Raw genomic sequence first — 16,014 nt, forward strand, 5'->3', positions numbered from 1 at the left:
ACAGTTTGACAATGTGATGCCGCCGGTTCCGGCGGCATTGTTTTTACGCTTCGGACCGGCGGCATTCCAGATAATCGATTTGACCAGGAATGTCCATGTCTTCGAACGCCCCCGCATCCAACGCTCCAGCCGCACGTCCCACCGTCCTCACCGGCGACCGTCCCACCGGCCCGCTGCACCTCGGCCATTACATCGGCTCGCTCAAGTCGCGCGTGGCGCTGCAGGAAACCGCCAACCAGTTCCTGCTGCTGGCCGACACCCAGGCCATGACCGACAACGTCGGCCGCCACCAGAAGGTCACCGACAACGTGCTGGAAGTGGCGCTGGATTACCTCGCCGTCGGCATCGACCCGGAAAAGTCGACCATCTTCATCCAGTCGCAGGTGCGCGAACTGTACGAACTGTCGATGGTGCTGCTGAACCTGGTGACGGTGTCGCGCCTGGAGCGCAACCCCACCATCAAGGAAGAGATTCGCCTGCGCGGCTTCGAGCGCGACATCCCGGCCGGCTTCCTGACCTATCCGGTCAGCCAGGCCGCCGACATCACCGCCTTCAAGGGCCAACTGGTGCCGGTGGGCGGCGACCAGTTGCCCATGATCGAGCAGACCAACGAGCTGGTGCGCAAATTCAACGCCACCGTCGGCCGTGAAGTGCTGGTGGAGTGCAAGGAAGTGCTGTCGGAAACGGCGCGCCTGCCGGGCATCGACGGCAAGGCCAAGATGAGCAAGTCGCTGGGCAACTCGATCGCGCTGGGCGCCACCCCGGCCGAGATCAAGCAGGCCGTGCATCGCATGTACACCGACCCCAACCATCTGCGGGTGGACGATCCGGGCCAGGTCGAGGGCAACGTGGTGTTCATGTTCCTCGATGCCTTCGATCCCGACCGCGCCGCGGTGGAAGAACTGAAGGCGCACTACACCCGCGGCGGCCTCGGCGACAGCGTGGTCAAGCGCCGCCTGGAAGGCATCCTGCAAGAAATGCTGGAGCCGATCCGCACCCGCCGCGAACATTTCGCCAGGGATCGAGGCGAAGTGCTGGCGATGTTGAAGCGCGGCACCGAGCGCGCCAGCGCGGTGGCGGCGCAGACCATGTCGGAAGTCAATGCGGCGCTGGGCTTGAACTACTTCGGCTGATATCGGCCGGATTGTCCGCTGCCATTGAAAAAGGCGCATCCCCTTGCAAGGGATGCGCCTTTTGCGTTTTTCCTTTTCCCTTTTTCTGCCGGCGGCGTCAGTTGATGCGGGGTTTCCCGGCCGGCATCACCGGCAGTTCCAGCAGCGCCTCCAGCCCGCTTTCGGCCAGATTGCGCAGCTTCAGCGAACCATGATGGTTCTCGACGATGTTGAGCGCAATCGTCAGCCCCAGTCCGGTACCGCCGGTGTCGCGCGAGCGCGACGCCTCCAGGCGGTAGAAGGGTTCGAACACCGATTCCAGTTCCGCTTCCGGAATGCCGGGACCCTGGTCGCGGATGCGGATGGCGATCTTCTGCTGTTCCAGCGAGACCGATACCCGCGCCAACTGGCCGTATTTGCAGGCATTGTCGAGCAGGTTGGTCAGGCAGCGGCGCAGGGCGCCCGGTTGCGCCATGACGAAGGCGCGGGTGCTGCCTTGCAGCGTCACGTCCTGCCCGGCATCGGCGGCGTCGGCGCAGACGCTGTCGAGCAGCGAGTCGATATCCAGCGCCTGTATCTTTTCCGACGAGTCCATGCTGCGCGCCAGGTCCAGGCCCTCGCGCACCATGCCGTGCATGACCGCAAGATCGTCGATCAGCCGTTGCTGCAGTTCGGGATCGGCGACCTTTTCCAGCCGCAGGCGCAGGCGCGTCAGCGGCGTTTGCAGGTCGTGCGTGATGGCGGCCAGCATGTGGGTGCGGTGCTGGATCTGGCGCCGGATGCGCGCCTGCATCGCATTGAAGGCATGCGCTGCCTGGCGGATCTCGCTGGGGCCGGTTTCCGGCAGCGGCGGATGGTCGATGTCGCGCCCCAGTTCGGCCGCCGCCTGCGCCAGCTTGCGGATCGGGCGGGTCGCCATGCGCGCCACCAGGTAGGCCAGGATGGCGATGAGGATCAGGAACAGCGCGATGTATTGCAGCCCATACGGGCCGCTGCGGCCACGCATGACCGGCGGTTCGCCCGGCTGGTGCAGGCGCAGCCGCAGCAGGCTGTGGTCGTGCAGGCTCACGTAGACTACGCGGCAGATTTCACGATGCGGGGCTTCGGCCCGGTAGGGCGAAGCGCATTCGGTCTCGCGCTGCACCGCGATCTTGCGCTCGCTGCCCAGCCGCGCCTGCAGGATGTCGATCACCGGGCCGGTGCTGGCATTGGCGCCAGCCGCGTCGTTCATGTCGCCCACGATATTCGCTTCGAAGCCGAAGTTGGCGGCGGCTTGCAACACGATGGGGCGCTGCTCGGCCGGAATATCGTCGACCGCCTGTACCAGCTGCTCGATGCGCTCGGCCAGATGCTGGAAGCGCAGTTCGCGCAGCGAACTCTTGCGCTCGTTGGACGCCAGCCAGGTGGTGGCGGCGATGGCCACCACGATCCCGGCCAGCAGCAGCACGAAGATGCGGTTGCCGATGGAGCCGGCGAAATCCTTCAATCCCTTCATGGCGCGCGGCCCGCGCCTTCCGCCGTCACGGCTGTGGCCAGCACGTAGCCTTCGTTGCGCACGGTCTTGATGATCGCCGGCGTGCGGGCGTCGTCGCCCAGTTTCTGGCGCAGGCGGCTGATCTGGATATCCACCGAGCGATCGAACGGGTCGGACTCGCGGCCCTGGGTCAGCTCCAGCAACTGGTCGCGGTTGAGCACGCGGTTGGGATGGTCGAGGAATACCTTGAGCAGGCGGAACTCGGCGCCCGACAGCGCCACCACCACGCCATCCCGGTTCACCAGGTGGCGCGCGGTCAGGTCCAGCGTCCAGTGGGCAAAGCGCATGGCCGCCGCGTCCGGCTGCGCCATGTTGGGCGGCAGCGCCTGCGTGCGGCGCAGCACGCTGCGGATGCGGGCGAACAGTTCGCGCGGCTCGAAGGGCTTGGCCAGGTAATCGTCGGCGCCCATCTCCAGTCCCAGGATGCGGTCCAGCGGCTCGCCGCGCGCGGTCAGCATGATCACCGGCACGTTCGACGTGGCGCGCAGGTTGCGGCACAGGGTCAGCCCGTCCTCGCCCGGCAGGGTCAGGTCGAGCACGATCAGGTCGATCCGGGACTCTTCCAGCGTCTTGCGCATCTCGGCGCCATTGGTGGCGGTCAGCGTGCGCAGGCCGTTGCTGTCCAGGTATTCGGCCAGCAAGGTGCGAATGTCGCGGTCGTCGTCGACGATGAGAATGTGAGTATTTGTATCCATGAATGGGATTATGCCGAACTTGCCAGGCCGTGGAGCGGCGATTTGTATCGCCTCTTAACAAGGGTAGGCGCCGACATAAAACGATACTTCGGCGGCTTGCCGATATACAAAACGATACAAATGACGCCACAGGGGAAAAATTGGCGATACACGCGGCCGGTTTAATGGGAACCGTGCAAAGACAGCACGACATCACAAAGGAGTAAATCATGTCGAATTTCAAGACCCGCATCCTGGCCGGCATCGCCGCAGCGAGCATCAGCGCAGTGACCGTGGCGGCATTCGCCCAGGTCCCGCCGCCGGAAGGCCAGCACGGCCGCGCTCCCAGCGCCGAGCAAATCGCCAGGTTCGAGCAGATGCGCGCCAAGCGCCAGGCCGAGCTGCACGACAAGCTGAAGATCACCGCTTCCCAGGAAGCCGCCTGGAAGCTGTTCCTGGACAAGACCCAGCCGGCCCCGTTCGACCCGGCCGCGCGTCCGAGCAAGGAAGAGTTCGCCAAGCTGACCACGCCTGAACGCCTGGACAAGAAGCTGGAGTTCATGCGCAAGCGCGAAGCCTTCGCTGAGCAGCGCATCGCGGCCACCAAGGAGTTCTACGCCGCCTTGTCGCCGGAACAGCAAAAGACCTTCGATACGGAGTTCGCCAAGATGGAACGTCATCACTTCGAGCGCATGCAGCATGAGCGCAAGGGCTCCTTGCATCGCGGCGACCACGGCGGCAAGCCGGCGCCCGACGCAACCGCACCGGCAGCCAAGTGAGGTGTGAAGTGAGGTGTGAAGTGAGGTGCGCCGTGCCGTGCGGCAGGGCCGCGTGAAGCCTGGTCGCCGCGCCCGGAAGGTTTTCCGGGCCGGTGACCCCGGCAAAAGCCTTGCGGCGCCAACCGCAAGGCTTTTGCATGTCGGCCCCCAGCCGCGCATTTGGCGGGTATTTGGGCGTCTGTTATTCGTGGCGCGCCGGCCGTTTGCTGGGTACACTGCGAGCCACCCGCAACGGCTGTGCACGGCAGGCGGGCGGTATGCCGGCGCATTGCCTGCAATGCAATATTCTTGCCCGGTTCATGGCGCCGCATGCGCCGTGGCGGAGTACACCGGATGAGGGCCAGGCCGGCCATGGCCAGGCCCTCATCCCGTGTCCTTTGCGACTTTCAAGCCAGGGCGTCCGCACGGGCGCTCTGGCCGGGACTTTCCTCCGCGATCAGTAGGTTGGTTTTCATCACATGACAAACACAGCAAATTCCGGGCAGCCATCCCCTTCCAATCCCACCCCGCCACAAGGCAGCCGGCCGCCATCCGGGGGCAGCATCCTGCGGCGTTGGTGGTTCTGGGTCATCGTGCTGGCGATCGTCGCCGGCGCCGGTTACAAGTACTGGACCAAGAAAAAGACCGATACGGCGCAGATGGCCGCTATGGGGATGAGCCCCGGCGCCCGTCCGGGCCCGGGCGGGCCGCGCGGCGGCGGCCCCGGGGCCCAGACCATGCCGGTAGGGGGGGCCAAGGCCAGGGTGCAGAACGTCGACATCTACCTCAATGGCCTGGGTTCTGTGACGCCGATGGCCACCGCGACCGTGCGCGCCCGCGTGGATGGCCAACTGCTGAAGCTGCATTACAAGGAAGGCCAACTGGTCAAGGCCGGCGACCTGCTGGCCGAGATCGACCCGCGCACGTTCCAGGTGGCGGTGACCCAGGCCGAAGGCCAACTGGCGCGCGACCGCGCCTTGCTCAATTCGGCCCGGCTCGACCTGAAGCGCTACCAGACCCTGCTGGCGCAGGATTCCATCGCCAGCCAGCAGGTCGACACGCAAGCCTCGCTGGTCAAGCAATACGAAGGCGCGGTCAAGACCGATGAGGGCGCGCTGGCCAGCGCCCGGCTGCAATTGTCGTTCGCGCGCGTGACGGCGCCCATCAGCGGCCGCCTCGGCCTGAGGCAGGCCGACGTCGGCAACAACATCACCACCGGCGATACCAACGGCCTGGTGATCATCACCCAGTTGCAGCCGATCACCGCCATCTTCAGCATCCCGGAAGACAATATTCCCAGCGTGCTGCGCCAGCTGCAAAGCGGGCGCAAGCTGCCCACCGAGGCCTGGGACCGCGAGCAAAAGAAAAAGCTCGCCGACGGCATGCTGCTGACCATCGATAACCAGGTCGACGCCACCACCGGCACGGTCAAGTTGAAGGCGCAGTTCCCCAACACCGACTACGCGCTGTTCCCCAACCAGTTCGTCAATATCCGCTTGCTGCTCAGCACCGAAGAGGGCGCCACCGTGATCCCCAGCGCGGCGATCCAGCGCGGTTCCAAGGGCCTGTTCGTGTATGTGGTCAAGGACGACAATACCGTCACCGTGCGCAACATCAAGACCGGCGCGGTGCAGGGCGACGTGACCGCGGTCACCGATGGCGTGGCCGCCGGCGAGACCGTGGTGATCGACGGCATCGACCGCCTGCGCGAAGGCGCCAAGGTGGAAGCCGTGATGCGCGGCAGCGCCGACGATCCGACCAACAAGCTGACCGCGGAAAACCCGAATGCGCGCCGCCACGGCAAGAGTAACCAGGGCCAGGGCGGTCAGCCGGGCGGGCCAGGCGACATGTCGGTAGAAGAGCGCCAGAAGCGCTGGGCAGAACTCAACAAGCGCATCGACGCCGGCGAGTTCGGCGAAGAGATCAAGAAGCTGCCCGAAGACCAGCGCCGCCAGAAGATGATGGAGTTGCGCCGCCAGCGCGAAGCCGCCGGCGGCAACGGCAATAACGGCAGCAAATAAGGCGCCCGCATGAATCCATCCCGCCAGTTCATCCTGCGGCCGGTCGCCACATCGCTGTTGATGCTGGCGATCCTGCTGGTGGGCATCGTCGCCTACCGGCAATTGCCGGTGTCGGCCTTGCCGGAAGTCGATTACCCGACCATCCAGGTCACCACGCTCTATCCCGGCGCCAGCCCGGACGTGATGACGTCTTCGGTCACCGCGCCGCTGGAACGCCAGTTCGGCCAGATGCCCGGCTTGAAGCAGATGTCGTCCACCAGCTCGGGCGGGGCGTCGGTCATCACGCTGCAGTTCAACCTCGATCTCAGCCTCGACATCGCCGAGCAGGAAGTGCAGGCGGCGATCAATGCCGGCGGCAACCTGCTGCCGTCCGACCTGCCGATGCCGCCGGTCTACAGCAAGGTCAATCCGGCCGACACGCCCATCATCACGCTGGCGGTCACCTCCAAGACCATGCCGCTGCCCAAGGTGCAGGACCTGATCGATACCCGCCTGGCGCAAAAGATCTCGCAGCTCTCCGGGGTCGGCCTGGTCAGCCTGTCGGGCGGCCAGCGCCCGGCGGTGCGCCTGCAGCTGAACCCGCGCGCCATCGCCGCGCTGGGCCTGAACCTGGACGACATGCGCACCGCCATCGGCAACGCCAACGTCAACCAGGCCAAGGGCAGCTTCGACGGCCCCGCGCGCGCCTCCACCATCGACGCCAACGACCAGTTGCGTTCGGCCGACGAGTACCGCAACCTGATCATCGCCTACAAGAACGGCGCGCCGATCCGCGTCTCCGACGTGGCCGACGTGGTCGACGGCGCCGAGAACGTGCGCCTGGGCGCCTGGGCCAACGCCCAGCCGGCGGTGATCGTCAATATCCAGCGCCAGCCCGGCGCCAACGTGATCTCGGTGGTCGACAGCATCAAGAAGATCCTGCCGCAGCTGCAGGCCAGCCTGCCCGGCGCGATCGACGTGCACATCCTGACCGACCGCACCACCACCATCCGCGCCTCGGTGGCGGACGTGAAGTTCGAGCTGATGCTGTCGGTGATGCTGGTGGTGATGGTGATCTTCGTGTTCCTGCGCAATGTCCCGGCCACCATCATTCCCAGCGTGGCGGTGCCGCTGTCGCTGGTGGGCACCTTTGCGGTGATGTATATCGCCGGCTTCTCGATCAACAACCTGACGCTGATGGCGCTGACGATTGCCACCGGCTTCGTGGTCGACGACGCCATCGTGATGATCGAGAACATCTCGCGCTACATCGAAGAGGGCATGAAGCCCATGCAGGCGGCCCTGAAGGGCGCCGAGCAGATCGGCTTCACCATCATCTCCCTGACCTTCTCGCTGATCGCGGTGCTGATCCCGCTGCTGTTCATGGGCGACGTGGTAGGGCGGCTGTTCCATGAATTCGCCGTCACGCTGGCGGTGTCCATCCTGATCTCGGCGGTGGTGTCGCTCACGCTCACGCCCATGATGTGCGCGCGCCTGTTGCGCCACCAGCCGGAAGAAGAGCAGGGCTGGTTCTACCACAAGAGCCAGCTGTTCTTCGACCGCGTGATCGCGCGCTACGGCGTGATGCTGGAGTGGGTGCTGAACCGCCAGCGCCTGACGCTGCTGGTCGCCCTCGGCACGCTGGCGCTGACGGTGCTGCTGTATGTGTTCATCCCCAAGGGCTTTTTCCCGCAGCAGGACACCGGGGTGATCCAGGGCATTTCCGAAGCCTCGCAATCGGTGTCGTTCGGCGCCATGGGCGAAAAGCAGCAAGCCCTGGCCAAGGTGGTGCTGGAAGACCCGGCGGTGGAAAGCCTGTCGTCCTTCATCGGCGTGGATGGCACCAATGCCACCCTGAACAGCGGCCGCATGCTGATCAACCTGAAGCCGCACGGGGAGCGCGACGTTTCCGCCGCCGACGTGATCCGCCGCCTGCAGCCCACGCTGGCCAGGCAGGTGCCGGGCGTGACGCTCTACATGCAGCCGGTGCAGGACCTGACCATTGAAGACAGCGTCTCGCGCACGCAATACCAGTTCACGCTGGAAGACGCCGACCCGGACACGCTCAGCGCCTGGGTGCCCAAGCTGATCGGACGCCTGCAACAGGCGCCCGAACTGGCCGACGTCGCCACCAACTTGCAGGACAAGGGTTTGCAAGCCTATGTCGAGATCGACCGCGACGCGGCGTCGCGCCTGGGCATCACTACCGCCGCCATCGACAATGCCCTGTACAACGCGTTCGGCCAGCGTCTCATTTCCACCATCTACACGCAATCGAACCAGTACCGCGTGGTGATGGAGGTCAAGCCGGAGTTCCAGCTCGGCCCGTCGGCGCTGGGCAGCATCTACCTGGTGACATCCAGCGGCAACCAGGTGCCGCTGTCGTCGATCGCCACCGTCACGGAGCGCACCGCGCCGCTGGTGGTCAACCATATCGGCCAGTTCCCGGCCGCGACCATTTCGTTCAACCTGGCGCCGGGCGCCTCGCTGGGCGAGGCGGTCAAGGCCATCAAGGCGGCCGAGGCCGAGATCGGCATGCCGGATTCCACCGTGACCAATTTCCAGGGCGCGGCGCTGGCGTTCCAGGCCTCATTGTCCAATACGCTGTGGCTGATCCTGGCGGCGGTGGTGACCATGTACATCGTGCTGGGCGTGCTGTATGAAAGCTACATCCACCCGATCACCATCCTCTCGACGCTGCCGTCGGCCGGGGTGGGGGCGCTGCTGTCGCTGATGATTTCCCGCACCGACCTGGGCATCATCGGCATCATCGGCATCATCCTGCTGATTGGCATCGTCAAGAAAAACGCCATCATGATGATCGACTTCGCGCTGGAGGCCGAGCGGCATGAAGGCAAGAGCCCGCGCGAGGCGATCTACCAGGCCTGCCTGCTGCGTTTCCGTCCGATCCTGATGACCACCATGGCGGCCTTGCTGGGCGCGCTGCCGCTGATGCTGGGCACCGGCGTCGGCTCCGAGCTGCGCCAGCCGCTGGGCATCACCATGGTCGGCGGCTTGCTGGTGTCGCAGGTGCTCACGCTGTTCACCACGCCGGTGATCTACCTCGCGTTCGACCGCCTGGCGCGCCGCCTGCGCAAGCGCTTCGGCCAGCAGGAGCCGGGCCATGACGACGACCATGACGGCAAGGCGCCATCGCTGCCGCCGGCCGTGTAGATCCGGAGCGCCATGAACATCTCGCTCCCTTTCATCCGGCGGCCCATCGCCACTACCTTGCTGACGATCGGCGTCGCGCTGTCGGGCATGGTGGCGTTCCGCCTGCTGCCGGTGTCGCCGCTGCCGCAGGTGGATTACCCGACCATCTCGATCTCGGCATCGATGCCCGGCGCCAGCCCGGAAACCATGGCCGCGACCGTGGCTACGCCGTTGGAGCGGGCCATGGGCTCGATCGCGGGCGTGACCGAGATGACCTCGACCAGTTCGCAGAACTCGACCCGCATCACGCTGCAGTTCGACCTCAGCCGCGACATCGACGGCGCCGCGCGCGACGTGCAGGCGGCGCTCAACGCGGCGCGCAACCTGCTGCCCACCGGCATGCCGAGCAATCCGACCTACCGCAAGGTGAACCCGGCCGACGCCCCGATCATGATCCTGGCGCTGACCTCGGACACCCTGACCCAGGGCCAGATGTACGACGCCGCCGACAGCATCGTGGCGCAGAAATTGTCGCAGGTGCGCGGAGTGGGGCAGGTCAGCGTGGGCGGCAGCTCGCAGCCGGCGGTGCGTATCGAGCTGAACCCGACGGCGTTGAACAAGTACGGCATCGGCAGCGCCGACGTGCGCACCGCGGTGGCCGCCACCAATGCCAACCGGCCCAAGGGCATCCTGGAAGATGGCGAACGCAACTGGCAGATCTACGCCAACGACCAGGCCAAGACCGCCGCCGAATATGCGCCGCTGATCGTGTCCTACCGCAACGGCACGCCGGTGCGCGTGCGCGACGTGGCCGAGGTGCGCGACTCGGTGGCCGACGTGCGCAACGCCGGCTCAGCCAACGGCAAGCCGTCGGTGCTGGTGATCGTCAACCGCCAGCCCGGCGCCAACATCATCGACACCGTCGACAGCGTCAAGGAACTGCTGCCGCAATTGCAGGCATCGATTCCCGCCGCCATCGACATGAAGGTGGTGATGGACCGCACGCCCACCATCCGCGCCTCGCTCAAGGAGACCGAGTTCACCCTGATGCTGTCGGTGGCGCTGGTGATCATGGTGGTGTTCCTGTTCCTGCGCAATGTGCGCGCCACGCTGATCCCGGCCGTCGCCGTTCCGGTGTCGCTGATCGGCACCTTCGGCATCATGTATCTGGCCGGTTTCAGCCTGGACAACTTGTCGCTGATGGCGCTGACGATTGCCACCGGTTTCGTGGTGGACGACGCCATCGTGGTGCTGGAAAACATTTCGCGCCACATCGAGGCCGGCATGAAGCCGGTCAGGGCCGCCATGCTGGGGGCGAGGGAAGTCGGCTTCACGGTGCTGTCGATGAGCATCTCGCTGATCGCCGTGTTCATTCCCATCCTGCTGATGGAAGGCATCGTCGGCCGCCTGTTCCGCGAGTTCGCCATCACGCTGTCGGTGGCCATCCTGGTGTCGCTGGTGGTGTCGCTGACCACCACGCCGATGATGTGCGCGGCGCTGTTGCGTCATGACCCGCGGCAGGACGAAGAACGGCGCCGGCGGCGCCATCCGCTGCTGCAGAAGATCGCCAGCCAGACCGAGCATATCTTCAACGACATGCTGCTGGGCTATGAGCGCTCGCTGGCCTGGGCGCTGCGCGCGGCGCCCCTGATGATGCTGATTTTGCTGGCCACCATCGCCCTGAACGTCTATCTCTACAAGGCCATTCCCAAAGGCTTTTTCCCGCAGCAAGATACCGGCCGCCTGGTGGGCGGCATCCGCGGCGACCAGGCGATTTCCTTCCAGGCGATGAAGGTCAAGCTGAACGAGTTCATCGAGATCGTCAAGGAAGACCCGGCCGTGGCCGACGTGGTGGCCTTCACCGGCGGCCAGCGGCGCAACGGCGGCAATATGTTCGTGACCCTGAAACCGCTGTCCGAGCGCAAGATCTCGGCCGACCGCGTGATCGGGCGGCTGCGCATGAAGCTGGCCCACGTGGCCGGCGCCAGCCTGTTCCTGGTGCCGGTGCAGGATATCCGCGTCGGCGCGCGCCAGAGCGATTCGCAGTACGAATACACCCTGAAGTCCGACGACCTCAACCTGTTGCGCATCTGGGAGCCCAAGATCCGTCTGGCCTTTTCCAACCTGAAGGAGCTGGAGGACGTCAGCACCGACCAGCAGGACAAGGGATTGCAGACCACGCTGACCATCGACCGCGAAACCGCCATGCGCGCCGGCGTGACGCCGCAACTGATCGACTCGACGCTGTCGGACCTGTTCGGCCAGCGCCAGATCTCGACCATCTACAGCGGCATGAACCAGTACCACGTGGTGATGGAGGCGGCGCCGCAGTACTGGCAAAGCCCGGAAATCCTGAAGAACACCTACGTCAGCCTGGCCGGATCGAGCAACCTGTCGCCGACCACCTCGACCCTGTCGACGCCGCCGGCGCTGTCGGCTTCCGGCAAGCTCAACGCCAATACCGGCCTGGCGCAGACCATTTCGACCGCGGCGTCCACCCAGATCCCGCTGGCGGCCTTCGCCAGTTTCGCGCCGACCAACACGGCGCTGGCGGTCAACCATGAAGGGCAGTTCGTCGCTTCCACGCTGTCGTTCAACCTGGCCGAGGGCGTCTCGCTGTCGCAGGCCACCGAGGCCATCGAGCGCGCCATGGCCACGCTGGGCGTGCCGACCGATGTGCACGGGGCTTTCTCCGGCACCGCCAATGCCTTCCAGTCCTCGATGTCGAGCCAGCCCATCCTGATCCTGACGGCCTTGCTGGCGGTGTATATCGTGCTGGGCATCCTGTATGAAAGCCTGATCCACCCGATCACCATTCTCTCCACCTTGCCGTCGGCCGGCGTGGGCGCCTTGCTGGCGTTGATGTTTACCGGCACAGATTTCAGCCTGATCGCGCTGATCGGCGTGATCCTGTTGATCGGCATCGTCAAGAAGAACGCCATCATGATGATCGACTTCGCGCTGGATGCCGAACGCAACCGCGGCATGTCCCCGCGCGACGCCATCTTCGAGGCCTGCAAGCTGCGCTTCCGGCCGATCATGATGACCACCATGGCCGCGCTCCTGGGCGCGATCCCATTGGCCATCGGCCATGGCGACGGCGCCGAGCTGCGCCAGCCGCTGGGCATATCCATCGTCGGCGGCCTGGTGGTGAGCCAGTTGCTCACGCTCTACACCACGCCGGTGGTCTACCTGTACATGGAACGCCTGCGCGCCTGGGGCCAGCGCCGCTTCGGCCGCAACAAGAACCAGACCGAAACCTCGGCGGCATGAACGCTGCCGCCATGGAGAAACGCATGAAACCGCAACAACGCAACGCCGCCCGCCAACTGCCTCCGGCCATCAAGCCGCTGCTGCTGGCGCTGGCCGCTTCCTTCTCGCTGGCCGCCTGCTCGGTCGGGCCCGACTATGTGCGTCCGCAAATGGACGAGGCGCCGGCCGTCTTCAAGGAAGGCCAGAACTGGAAGCCGGCCCAGCCGCGCGAGCTGACGGCCGACGGCAAGTGGTGGGAAATGTTCGGCGATGCGCAACTCAACGCGCTGGTGGCGCAGGTCGATATCTCCAACCAGAACCTGGCGCTGGCCGAGGCCAATTTCCGTAGCGCCCTGGCATTGGTGCAGAGTTCGCGCGCCGCCTATTCGCCCACGCTGGATGCGTCGGCCTCGGCCACGCGTTCGCGTTCCGGCAGTTCGTCCTCGTCCTCCTCTTCGTCCGGCAGCGCCGGTGTGCGCAATTCGTATGCCTTCGCGCTCAATGCCTCGTGGGAGGCCGATATCTGGGGCAAGCTGCGGCGCGATGTCGAAGCCAGCCAGGCCAGCGCCCAGGCCAGCGCGGCCGATCTGGCCGCGGCGCGCCTGTCGGCCCAGGCGGCATTGGCGCAGAATTACCTGCAACTGCGCGTGCTGGATGCCCAGCAAAAACTGTTGGACGATACCGTCGAGGCTTACCAGCGCTCCTACCAGCTCACGCTCAACCAGTATGCCGCCGGCGTGGCCGCCAAGTCGGACGTGATCCAGGCGCAGAGCCAGTTGAAGTCGGCCCAGGCGCAGGCGCTGGACAACGGCGTGTCGCGCGCCCAGCTGGAGCACGCCATTGCACTGCTGGTCGGCAAGACGCCATCGACCTTCTCGTTGCCCAAGGCGCCGCTGACGGCGGTGGCGCCGCCGATCCCGCAGGGCGTGCCGTCGATGCTGCTGGAGCGCCGCCCCGACGTGGCGGCCGCCGAGCGGCGCGTGGCCGCGGCCAATGCCAATATCGGCGTGGCCAAGGCGGCGTATTTCCCCAGCCTGACGCTGTCGGCTTCGGGCGGTTACCAAAGCTCCAGCTTCGCCGACTGGTTCTCGCTGCCCGGGCGCGTATGGTCGCTCGGCCCGCAACTGGCGCAGAGCATCTTCGACGGCGGCGCGCGCCGCGCCGCCACCGACCAGGCCATCGCTGCGTATGACGGCACGGTGGCGCAATACAAGCAGACCGTGCTGACCGCCTTCCAGGCTGTCGAAGACAACCTGGCCGCGCTGCGCATCCTGGAGCAGGAAGCGGCGGTGCAGGACGAAGCCGTGCAATCGGCGCGCCAGGCGGTGACGCTGGTCCTCAACCAGTACAAGGCCGGCACCGTCAGCTATGTGAACGTGATCACCGCACAGGCCACGGCATTGTCGGCCGAGCGCTCCGCGCTGGATATCCTGAACCGCCGCATGGCGGCCAGCGTATTGCTCGCCACCGCCCTGGGCGGAGGCTGGGATGAAAACAGCCTGGCCGATCTGGCGCCGCTGGCGGAGCAGAGCGAGGCCAAGGCGAAGGGATTGAAGGAGAACGCGGCGCTGCGTTGAGGCTAAAGCTCAAGCGTTGCCTTGACCGCCCCGCGCAGCGCATTGCACACCACGATTGCCTCGGCCCGCATCAACTCCCCGCGGCTGACCGGGCGTTCGACGGCATCCCACGCCGGATCGGCCAGCAGCACCGAACGCATCACCCCCGGCAGCAAGCCCGCTTCCAGCGGTGGCGTCACCCAGCGCCCATCCAGCTTGATGAACACATTGCTGCGTCCGCCCTCGGTCAGCTCGTCCTTTTCATTGAAGAACAGCAGGTCGAAGCCGCCGCGTTGTTCGGCGTCTTTCCATGCCGCGTCGTAGGCGGCGCGGTGGGTGCTCTTGTGGCGCAGGAAGAAATCGCTGCTATCGGTGGCATGTGGGGCAAGGAATATTTTTACGCATTCGCCCAGCGGCGCCAGCGCCGCGTGCTGGATGGTGATGCCGCCTTGCGCATCCAGCGCCAGCCGCAGGCGGTATGCCGCCGCGCTGTCGAACCCGGCGCAGGCTTTTGCCAGCGCGGCATGGATTGCCGCTTCGTCGAAGTTGAAGCCGAAGGCTGCGGCGGAGGTGCGCAGGCGTTGCAGGTGCAGGTCGAGATGCCGGCATCCCTCGCGCGTGGCGTACATGGTTTCGAACAGGTTGAATGCATGGCCGAGGCCGGTCAAAAAGCGGGCTTTCAACTGGCATTCGGCGTATTCGGAGGCGGCATCGCTGTCATGGACGATGCCCGCGCCCACGCCCAGCACGCCGCGGCGCAGTCCGCCTTCCGGCGCTTGCAGTTGCAGCGTGCGGATCGGCACCGACAGGCAAAAGTCGCCGAGCGCATGCCCGCCGGCGCGCGGGGCGTCGAACCAGCCGATGGCGCCGGTATAGAGCCCGCGCGGCGTGCTTTCCAGTTCGTCGATGATTTCCATGGTGCGGCGCTTGGGCGCGCCGGTGATCGAGCCGCAGGGGTAGAGCGCGGCGATGGCGCCGGCCAGCGTGATGTCCGTGCGCAGGCGGGCGCGGATGGTCGAGGTCATCTGCAGCACCTGGCCGTAGCGCCGCACGTCGAACAGGTGCGGCACCTGCACCGAGCCGGGCGCGGCGATGCGGCCCAGGTCATTGCGCAGGAGGTCGACGATCATCAGGTTTTCGGCTCGGTTCTTTTCGTCGCCGGCCAGCGCCAGCGCGCGGCGCGCATTGGTGGCGTCGGCATCCGCATCGGCGGCGGGCGCGGCCGGCGCCGTGCCTTTCATCGGTTTGGCCTTGAGCATGCCGCCGGCATGGGCGACGAACAGTTCGGGCGAGAATGACAGCACGGCGCTGCCGTCTTCACAACATACCAGCGCGCCATACGGCACCGGCTGGCGTGCGCGCAGCTTGCGGTAGAGCGCCAGCGGGTCGCCGTAGGCATCGAAGCGCAGGCGATAGGTGTAGTTGACCTGGTAGGTGTGGCCGGCGGCGATGTAGTCGTGGATGCGGGCGATGGCGGCGCTGAATTCGGTTTCGCTGACGCTGGCGGCCACGTTGGCGATGCCGGCCGGTGCAACTTGCTCTTGTTGCGCCAGCCATTGGTCGGTTTCGGCGGCGCTGAGGCGATCGCAGCGTTGGAACAGCATTACTTTCGCGAGGGGGCCGCCGGCATGCTTGTGCGGCAGCCCCTGCATGGCGGCGCCCAGTTCGTAATCCCACAGGGCCAGCGCATGTTGCCCGGCGGCCAGCGCTTGTTCCATCTGCGCCAGCAGCGCCGGGAAGCCGGCGGCGTCGGCGCAGGCCAGCGTACGCAGGTGGCCGGTGTACAGGCGCGAGCGCGGCTCGGCCGGGGTGGCCAGGTGGTCGTCGAGCAGGGCGAAACAGGCGGGGCAGGCGGTCATAGGCGCAATCGGATGGAGCAGGCAGGCACGCCGCGCATGGAGGCGGCGTCCGGCAGCATCATAGCGTAAAAGGTATACTTGCCAACTTGCCCGGCGAGCCGCTGCCGGGCCTCTTC

Annotated in this window: 9 protein-coding genes; 6 read left to right on the top strand and 3 right to left on the bottom strand. The window is 66.1% G+C overall.

The features are described 5' to 3' along the window. The first annotated feature begins 95 nt into the window (after positions 1-95). Positions 96-1,133, top strand: coding sequence for a tryptophan--tRNA ligase (gene trpS, locus FB598_RS02835; protein WP_141912598.1), 1,038 nt, complete (start codon positions 96-98; stop codon positions 1,131-1,133). Positions 1,134-1,230: 97 nt separating this feature from the next. Here the strand turns inward: trpS and FB598_RS02840 are convergent, their stop codons facing one another. Both FB598_RS02840 and FB598_RS02845 read right to left on the bottom strand, forming a co-directional pair. Beyond that, a complete protein-coding gene (locus FB598_RS02840; protein WP_183405787.1) occupies positions 1,231-2,598 on the bottom strand; it encodes an ATP-binding protein in 1,368 nt (455 codons plus the stop codon). Positions 2,599-2,603: 5 nt separating this feature from the next. Beyond that, positions 2,604-3,341: a response regulator gene (locus tag FB598_RS02845; protein WP_183405758.1), complete on the bottom strand. Its 738-nt coding sequence runs from the start codon at positions 3,339-3,341 to the stop codon at positions 2,604-2,606. Between the two features lie 209 nt (positions 3,342-3,550). Between FB598_RS02845 and FB598_RS02850 the strand changes: the two genes are divergently transcribed. The 5 genes from FB598_RS02850 (at position 3,551) to FB598_RS02870 (ending at position 14,060) form a co-directional block, all read left to right on the top strand. Next, positions 3,551-4,099, top strand: a complete 549-nt coding sequence (locus FB598_RS02850) for a Spy/CpxP family protein refolding chaperone (protein ID WP_141912604.1) — start codon at positions 3,551-3,553, stop codon at positions 4,097-4,099. 458 nt (positions 4,100-4,557) lie between these two features. Beyond that, entirely contained in the window at positions 4,558-6,099 is a 1,542-nt protein-coding gene (locus FB598_RS02855) for an MdtA/MuxA family multidrug efflux RND transporter periplasmic adaptor subunit (RefSeq protein ID WP_141912605.1), read from the top strand. A 9-nt stretch (positions 6,100-6,108) separates the two neighbouring features. Beyond that, positions 6,109-9,252: an MdtB/MuxB family multidrug efflux RND transporter permease subunit gene (locus FB598_RS02860; protein ID WP_141912607.1), complete on the top strand. Its 3,144-nt coding sequence runs from the start codon at positions 6,109-6,111 to the stop codon at positions 9,250-9,252. A gap of 12 nt (positions 9,253-9,264) precedes the next feature. Beyond that, positions 9,265-12,504 (top strand): efflux RND transporter permease subunit, encoded by a 3,240-nt coding sequence (locus FB598_RS02865; protein ID WP_141912609.1) that lies wholly within the window; start codon positions 9,265-9,267, stop codon positions 12,502-12,504. A gap of 23 nt (positions 12,505-12,527) precedes the next feature. Further along, entirely contained in the window at positions 12,528-14,060 is a 1,533-nt protein-coding gene (locus tag FB598_RS02870) for an efflux transporter outer membrane subunit (RefSeq protein WP_141912611.1), read from the top strand. A 2-nt stretch (positions 14,061-14,062) separates the two neighbouring features. Here FB598_RS02870 and pabB read toward each other — a convergent pair whose 3' ends face one another. After that, on the bottom strand, positions 14,063-15,898 hold the full coding sequence (gene pabB, locus FB598_RS02875) for an aminodeoxychorismate synthase component I (protein ID WP_141912613.1): 1,836 nt from the start codon (positions 15,896-15,898) through the stop codon (positions 14,063-14,065). Positions 15,899-16,014 lie beyond the last annotated feature (116 nt).

The organism is Herbaspirillum sp. SJZ106, assembly GCF_006715495.1.
Lineage (GTDB): Bacteria > Pseudomonadota > Gammaproteobacteria > Burkholderiales > Burkholderiaceae_D > Herbaspirillum.